This window comes from Janthinobacterium violaceinigrum (assembly GCF_009208555.1).
Classification (GTDB): domain Bacteria; phylum Pseudomonadota; class Gammaproteobacteria; order Burkholderiales; family Burkholderiaceae_D; genus Janthinobacterium; species Janthinobacterium violaceinigrum.
The window spans coordinates 1-942 of the sequence record NZ_WFLI01000098.1; the positions used below are offsets into that span (position 1 = coordinate 1).

Below are 942 nucleotides of genomic sequence, written 5' to 3' on the forward strand. Positions count from 1 at the left end.
CATTAACGCAGGGCAATTCAACAACCAGTTCGGCAAGATCACGGGCAATGGCAAGCTCGATATCAGGGCAGCCACTTTCGACCACCGCAATGCGATGACGGTGGCCAATCAGCTGACCGTCAACGCCGGCAGCCTGGACAACCGCAGCGGCAGCCTGGCACAGACGGGTACCGGGCTGATGACGGTGAACGCTACCGGCCAGCTGGACAACACGGGCGGCAAGATCGAGGGCAATGGCGATGCGCTGGTGAAGGCCTCCACCTTGCTGAACAGCACGGGCCGCATCGTGGCGGCGCAGAATGCCGAGCTTACGGTGGGCAGCCTGGACAATACGCAAGGCACGGTGGCAGCCGGGAGCCATCTGCAACTGTCCGGTGGCGACATCGACAATACCAAGGGCCAATTGCAGGCCGTGGCCGGCAACGCCACCCTGAACGTGGCGAACTTGAACAATACCGCAGGCAACGTGTTTGCCGGCGCCAACCTGAACGCGACACTGGCCAGCCTGAACAACACGGGCAGCCTGTATGCGGCCGGCAATCAATCCCTGACCGCAACAGGTGCCATTGTGAACACAGGCGTCATCGCGGCGCAGGGCAATACCAGCCTGACGGCGAAAACCCTCGACAGCAGCGCAAGCAGCCTGCTTGGCGCCGGCATGCAGGCTGATGGCAAACTGGGCACGGCAGGCGACCTGACGATCAGCACGACACAAGCGCTGGCCGCGCATGGCCAGGTCCTGGCGGCGGGTAAGGCGACCCTGACAGGCGCCAGCGTGGATCTGGCAGGTAGCCAGACCAGCGCCGCGAACATCGGCTTGACGGCAACAACGGGTGACGTCAGCACGAACAAGGCGGTGGTGACGACGCCAGGCACATTGAGCATCACGAGCAATGTCACCTTGCACAACACGGAAGGCACGGTGCAGGCAGGCCAGCTCGA

The 942-nt window shown here is 63.3% G+C and carries 1 protein-coding gene; it reads left to right on the top strand.

Annotation, left to right across the window (positions count from 1 at the left end):
- The coding region (locus GCN75_RS28780; protein WP_226941630.1) for a hypothetical protein at positions 1-942 on the top strand (942 nt) is incomplete at both ends.